This window comes from Marinobacter sp. UBA2498, assembly GCF_002341575.1.
Taxonomy (GTDB): Bacteria; Pseudomonadota; Gammaproteobacteria; order Pseudomonadales; family Oleiphilaceae; genus Marinobacter; species Marinobacter manganoxydans.
Window position 1 is genome coordinate 57,198 of record NZ_DDOI01000068.1, and the last position, 6,497, is coordinate 63,694.

Below are 6,497 nucleotides of genomic sequence, written 5' to 3' on the forward strand. Positions count from 1 at the left end.
CCACCCTTGATGGTGGAGACCACATCTCCGCCGGCGATGATCGCGCCACCGGCCTCGAAAACGGCTGCGATGAGCACAGCGGCACCCAGGGACAGGGCACCAGAACCCACCGCTGGCCCCACGTTGTTGGCAACGTCATTGGCGCCAATGTTGATCGCCATGTACCCGCCAATCACCGCGGCGGCCATCAGCAACATACTGTTGGGCATTCCCTGGCTGAATGATCCGACAGTCAGCCACACGCCAAGTAAGAAAAGCAGGCTGATGCCGACCCTGTATCGTTCCGTGGTAGGGCTGGTGAGAAGGGTATCCAGGAATCCGCTCGAACGGGCCATAACAGATCAGGTCTCGTTTAGTCTGTGAGGATTGGGGGCGAACACTTTCGCGCGGCAACTATAATTTTTTTGACATGAAAATGAAATAAAACGGTCACAATTCACACAGACTAAACACATCACAGACTCGAGTGCAAAAACGCACTAAATTGACTCATAATCCCGGACATAAGCGCCAAAATCACAAAAACAGCAAAAAAAAGGTTCCCATGCCTCATTCAACTTCCTCCGGACAGCTCGCTGCCGGCGAACGGGAAGACGGCCAGGTCTCGCGTCTGCTCACCTGGCTCTCGGCAACCGCTATCGCTTTTCTGGTTGGCATCGGTACCAAGGCCTGGTTCGCCGGACACGAGACCCATGCCTGGGTGCTCTGGTCCTTCATCGGTCTGATTGCCGTGAACATGCTGCACTTTGCCAGCACCGGCAACCGGGCACGCCAGAAAGCCGGGATGATCGTTATTGTCGGCCTGCTTTTCACCTACCTGATTGCGTCCGGCGGCGAGAGCAACACCGGGCCACTCTGGTTTTACGTCTTCCCGCCTCTGCTTTTTTACCTGACTGACCTGAAAACCGGCACGGCGGTGTTGCTGTTCTGCTACCTGGTCGCGGTAGTGGTGTTCCAGTTTCCCGGGCTACCGCTGGTCTCGGCGGAATACAGCATGGATTTCAAGATCCGCTTTTTTGCGGCCCTGACCTTCGAATCGATTTTCTGTTTCGTCCTCGAAGCCAGCCGACTGAAAGCACGTAATGAACTTCTGGCGCTGGCCGAAACCCATGAGCACGCCGCCCGCACCGACGAGCTCACCGGGCTGGCCAACCGCCGTGAAATGCAGAACCGCCTGACCATGGAGTTTTCCCGCTACCAGCGCTCCGGCCACCACTTCTCCATTGCCCTGATCGATCTCGACCTTTTCAAACAGATCAACGACCAGTTCGGACACGACGCGGGCGACGATGTCCTGCGGGAGTTCGCTGCATTGATGCGAACCGTGATTCGGCAGGCGGATGTCGCGGCCCGATGGGGCGGTGAAGAATTTCTGGTGTTATTGCCTGACACTTCACTGCTCCAGGCCCTGAGCCTGGCTGAAAGACTGCGGTCGCAAGTTGCCAGGCACCCGTTCCGGTTCAGAGATCAGGCATTACCGGTAACCATCAGCGCCGGTGTCTGCTCCATCGCCAAGGCCCGGTCACTTGACGATCTTCTCAAACAGGCCGACCTGAACCTCTACAATGCCAAGGAATCCGGGCGCAACCGGATAGCACCGCGGGTTCGAAGCCAGGAAAGCGAACCTTCCCCCACCCACTCGCCTTGAGGCGAGAAAGCACTCCCGCTATGATCGTGCGCCACCGAACGACCGTATGAACAGTGCCAAGGCAGCGAGCAGATAACCTATGACATCAATCAGAATCCTGGTGGGCAGCGTCTATGGCGGCGCGCTCCTGACGGCCAGAACGCTCAAGAAAGAGCTTGAGGGGGAAGGTCACCACGTGACCGTGTTGGAAAATCCGGCACTGGATGACATCACGTCGAACAACGATGCGCTACTGGTATGCACATCGACAACCGGACAGGGCGAGCTTCCGGCCAATCTGCTGCCCTTCTACCTGGACCTGAGGGACCAGTTGCCACAACAACCCGGCCGGCCGTTTGGCATCATCGTCCTGGGTGACAGCTCCTACGGAGATACTTTCTGTGGCGCTGGCGACCTCATGGAGGAAGCGCTTTACGAAACCGCTGCCCGTAAGGTTGGTGACACGCTTCGGATTGATGCCCTGGAAACCATGGAACCGGAGGCCGAAGCGCTGCCCTGGGTCCGGGGGTGGCTGGAGCAGATCTGAGACACGGCTACAAAAATTTGCCAATCAGGCTCTGCCAGCGACTTGAGCCGCCAAAGACGACACGCCATACTCCCAGAGACAATGACAATTAAGCGGTACGACGTGGCATCCACCCTCTGGCTTCGTTTACTGATAACACTTTTGCTGTTATCCGGCCTGTCCGCCCCATCCTTCGGGGCCGAGGATTCCTATGTTCCGCAAATCGAGTACCTGCGCGTTGCCCCCGACAACAAGCTGACGGTCAGTGAAGCCCTGGCCTCCGACAGCTGGCAAACTCTCGAGGAAAAAAGTCCGAATTTTGGCTATATCCGCGATACCGTCTGGCTTCGGTTTCCGGTATCGCAGCCGGCGACCATCAACCTTCTTGAAGTTCGCTACTCGCAATTGGATAAAGTGACCTTCCACCTGATTGAGAACGGCCGAATCGCACGGCGGGTGGAGACCGGAGACCACGTTCCGTTTGAACAGCGCCCGATACTGCACCGCCATTTCCTGTTCCCCTTCGAGCAAAGCATAGCCAGCGAGTACCAGATTCTGCTGGAGGTGCGCACCGAGGGGGCCATGCAGATTCCGGTTCGTCTCTGGAACGCCCAGGCGTTCTTCGAGCATTCTTCCACCGAAGACCAGATGCACGCGCTTTACTACGGCATCCTGATCACGGTGATTTTCTTCAACCTGTTTATTTTTGCCGCGCTACGAGAGCCGGTATACCTGCTCTACGTGCTCTCGACACTCGGCTATCTATTACTTATCGGAAGCCTGAATGGCTCAACTTATCAGTTTCTCTGGCCTGACAGCCCTGCCCTACAGAATCAGATCATGTTGCTGGCTGTGCCTTTCTCTCTTTTCTTCACCCTGGTGTTCTCCCGCTCATTCCTGAAACTTGAACACACCGGGCCTGTTCTGAACCGGCTCGTACTGTTCATGATCTCACTGAATGCAGTGGTTGGTCTGATGACATTCTTTCTGGACTACAGCACGGGCAGCCGACTGACCGTGGCCCTGGCAATACCCAGCTGCCTTTTGCTCACTGTTCTGGGGCCCGTGCAATGGTGGAAGGGGAACCCGCAAGCCGGTTATTACACGGTGGCCTGGGCGGCACTGACACTGGGCAGCGCAATAACCGCGGCCAACAAGTACGGCCTGCTGCCAAACAATTTTGTGACCACCTACGGTATGCAGATTGGGTCGGCACTGGAGGCCATTCTGCTCACGCTGGCCCTCGCGGCGCGAATTTATCAGGAACGCCAGGACAAGGTTGACGCCCGGGAAGCCGAACTGAATGCTCTGGCAGCACGACGGTCAGCAGAGCTGAAACTGATGGATCATGCGCTGCATAATCCCCTTACCGGCCTCCCCAATCGGAGCAGCCTGGAAATGATGCTGAACGACCTGATGCTGCGCAGCCCCGAGCGACGCTATGGCGTCGCCGTCATCCACCTGAATAACCTGCAGTCGGTCACGAAGACGCTGGGGCATCGCAACAGCGACCGCATTCTGGCGCTGGCATCCAAGCACTACAATGCCGTGGCGAGGGAGCTCCCGGGCGCCTTGCCGATTGAGCAGAGTGATCAGCGCAATTTCTACCTGGCGTCACTGGACCCACAGACATTCGCCTTTGTTGTCGACGCCGATGCAACCGGCCACGTTCCCAGAGCCATTCTGAAGGCGCTGGAGGGCATACGCTACCCGATCGACTATCTGGGCATGCAGATACCTCTGGACCCCGCCCTGGGAGTGGCAATTTTTCCCGAGCACGGCACCGATGCCAATACCCTGATACGTCGGGCAGTGATCGCTGAAGGATCCGACTCTGCGCGGGAACGTGGCATAGCCTATTACAAATCCAAAAAGGACTCCTACAGCGCCGACCGATTGACCCTGGTGTCGGAGCTACGGCATGCGCTCAATACCAACGAGCTCGCTCTGTTCATGCAACCCAAGCAGAGCCTGAAAACGGGTCGAATCGTCGGAATTGAGGTTCTGATCCGGTGGCCCGGCCGGGCAACCCCCATCCGCGCCGATGAGATTGTCAGTCTGGCGGAACAGACCGGTCTAATTAAACCTCTGACCCGGTGGGTCATTGAGCAATCACTGGAATTGCGCTCACACTTACTGGAGCGCGGCTGGCCCCTGAACATATCCATCAATATTTCGCCCAACAACCTGCGGGAACCGGACTTTCCCATCTTTGTTCAGCGTCTGATGAACAGCTATCACAGCCATCAGGGCTCGATTATTTTCGAGGTAACGGAAACGTCCATGATGCAGGACCCGGGCAACTCCCTGCGAGCGCTGAACTCACTCAGCGCCACCGGCATTCCGGTTTCGATCGATGACTTTGGGTCCGGCTACTCTTCACTGTCCTACATCAAGCAGCTACCTGCGAGCGAGGTCAAAATCGATCGGTCACTGGTCACCGAGCTGACCACCGAGGCGGAAGACCGGGTGATTGTGCAGACCACCATTGATATGTGCCACAGCCTGGGCTATCAGGTGGTGGCCGAGGGTGTGGAGGATGAGGTAACCGCCAATCTGCTCAGGGACATGGGCTGCGACATGATCCAGGGTTACCTGCTGACACCGCCACTGCCCTTCGACGAAATGATGGATTGGCTGGATAAGAATCACCAGCAGCCGGACCAGCGTAAGCTGGGCTAGCCGGCTAGGACCTCTGACGAATCAGTGCTTCCTGGGTAGTGGATGCCACCAGCACACCGTCCTGATTGAAGAAATTACCCCGATTGAATCCCCGTCCGGCCGAAGCGCTGGGGCTATCCTTGTCGTACAACAGCCATTCGTCCATGCGGAAATCCCGGTGGAACCAGATCGAGTGATCAAGGCTGGCCACCTGCAGCCCCTTGCTCATGAATGTCAGGCCGTGCGGGTTCAGGGAAGTCCCGAGGAACTGGAAATCCGATGCGTAAGTGAGCAGGCAACGGTGAAGTACGGGATCGTCTGGCAGATGCCCCTGGGCCCGGAACCAGCTCTGCTTGTGGGGCGGCCGCTTCTCCGGCTTCAGGGGGTTGACCGGGTTCACCGGGCGGATCTCGATCGGGCGGTCCCGGGTCAGAATCGGGCGCATCTTCTCGGGTACCTGGGGTGCCAGCAGTTCGCCCCATTCCTGTTCCGAGCGAAGTGTTTCCGGGTCCGGCGCATCCGGCATGATCAGCTGATGCTCGAATCCTTCCTCGGCTACCTGGAACGACATGGAACCGGTCAGGATTTCCTTGCCGTCCTGGCGGGCAATCACCCGACGTACCGAGAAACTGCCACCATCACGGACCCGCTGGACCTCGTAGTCGATGGGCATGTCCTGATTACCGGGGCGCAAAAAGTAGGCATGAAGGGAGTGGCAAAGGCGACCTTCAACAGTTCGGCTGGCCGCCATCAGCGCCTGACCAAGAACCTGCCCGCCAAACACGTTTGGAAAGCCCAGATCCTCGCTGTCCCCCTGGAAATGGTCGTCACCGATGGGCGAGAGATCCAGCAACTCCACCAGTTTCTTGGTTACCTCAAGCATGCCTGCTCCTGTGATTTCGTTAGCACACGAAGGAGTTTTCTACCGCAAGCGGCGAAATTTCGCAATGAAAAGCCGTCGCCGGCCAAGAGAAAGCAGCCCCGTGGTATCGGGGCTGCGGATTGGAGTCCGGCTAATCAGCCGTGTATCGGAGGCACTTCCTTGGACAGGGCCTGTTTCTCCATGGCATAGCTGCCGGTCACCGCAAACCCCAGTACATCGCCCCCGGCGCTCTTGAATAGCGCCTTGACGCTGGTGCCATCCTGCTCAACTTCCCAGTTGCCCTTGGCTTCCGACGGTGGTGGACAGACGGCGGTCGGGCAGCAGGGGGTCTTGATCATCACCGGCATGGTGCCATAGCTCACTTCGGTGCGCTCACCGAGCAAGGTTTTTGCAAGCGCCCGGGAACAGGCCATCAGCGGCAGGACATAAAGCAGCACGTGGCCGTCGACTTCGGCGCAATCACCGAGTGCGTAGACATCCGGCGCGGAAGTCTCGAGCGCGCGATTCACTACGATGCCCCTGGCCGTCTCCAGCCCGGCAGCCCGGGCCAGATCGGTCCTCGGGCGCAGGCCCACAGCGGACAGTACCAGATCAGCGTCCAGAGTCTCGCCATTGGCCAGGGTCAGACTGACCCCGTCACCCCTGCGGTCGATCCGATCAACCACGGTTCCGAGGTGAAACCCGACCCCCAGGTTCTCGAGCTCCTGCTGGACAGCATGAGCGGCCGCCTCCGGCAGCAGCCCCGGCATCACCTCCTCGGAAGGAGCAATCACGTCAACCTCGTAACCGCCATTGCGCAG

The 6,497-nt window shown here is 58.3% G+C and carries 6 protein-coding genes; 3 read left to right on the forward strand and 3 right to left on the reverse strand.

Features of this window, described 5'->3' with window-relative positions; all coding sequences use genetic code 11:
• Positions 1 to 335: inorganic phosphate transporter (locus B2W52_RS09890; RefSeq protein ID WP_286802806.1), on the reverse strand; the 335-nt coding region annotated here is incomplete at its 3' end.
• Positions 336 to 544: 209 nt separating this feature from the next.
• Here B2W52_RS09890 and B2W52_RS09895 point away from each other — a divergent pair.
• From B2W52_RS09895 to B2W52_RS09905, 3 genes are all read left to right on the forward strand, one after another.
• Positions 545 to 1,648 carry a GGDEF domain-containing protein gene (locus B2W52_RS09895; protein ID WP_053113185.1) on the forward strand — a complete coding sequence of 368 codons (1,104 nt, stop codon included), beginning with the start codon at positions 545 to 547 and terminating at the stop codon, positions 1,646 to 1,648.
• Positions 1,649 to 1,727: 79 nt separating this feature from the next.
• Positions 1,728 to 2,174 carry a flavodoxin gene (locus B2W52_RS09900; protein ID WP_008173520.1) on the forward strand — a complete coding sequence of 149 codons (447 nt, stop codon included), beginning with the start codon at positions 1,728 to 1,730 and terminating at the stop codon, positions 2,172 to 2,174.
• Between the two features lie 81 nt (positions 2,175 to 2,255).
• Positions 2,256 to 4,835: an EAL domain-containing protein gene (locus tag B2W52_RS09905; protein ID WP_053113186.1), complete on the forward strand. Its 2,580-nt coding sequence runs from the start codon at positions 2,256 to 2,258 to the stop codon at positions 4,833 to 4,835.
• Between the two features lie 4 nt (positions 4,836 to 4,839).
• Here the strand turns inward: B2W52_RS09905 and B2W52_RS09910 are convergent, their stop codons facing one another.
• Both B2W52_RS09910 and B2W52_RS09915 read right to left on the reverse strand, forming a co-directional pair.
• Positions 4,840 to 5,697 carry an acyl-CoA thioesterase gene (locus tag B2W52_RS09910; RefSeq protein WP_008173524.1) on the reverse strand — a complete coding sequence of 286 codons (858 nt, stop codon included), beginning with the start codon at positions 5,695 to 5,697 and terminating at the stop codon, positions 4,840 to 4,842.
• A gap of 134 nt (positions 5,698 to 5,831) precedes the next feature.
• Positions 5,832 to 6,497: FAD-dependent oxidoreductase (locus B2W52_RS09915; protein ID WP_286802809.1), on the reverse strand; the 666-nt coding region annotated here is incomplete at its 5' end.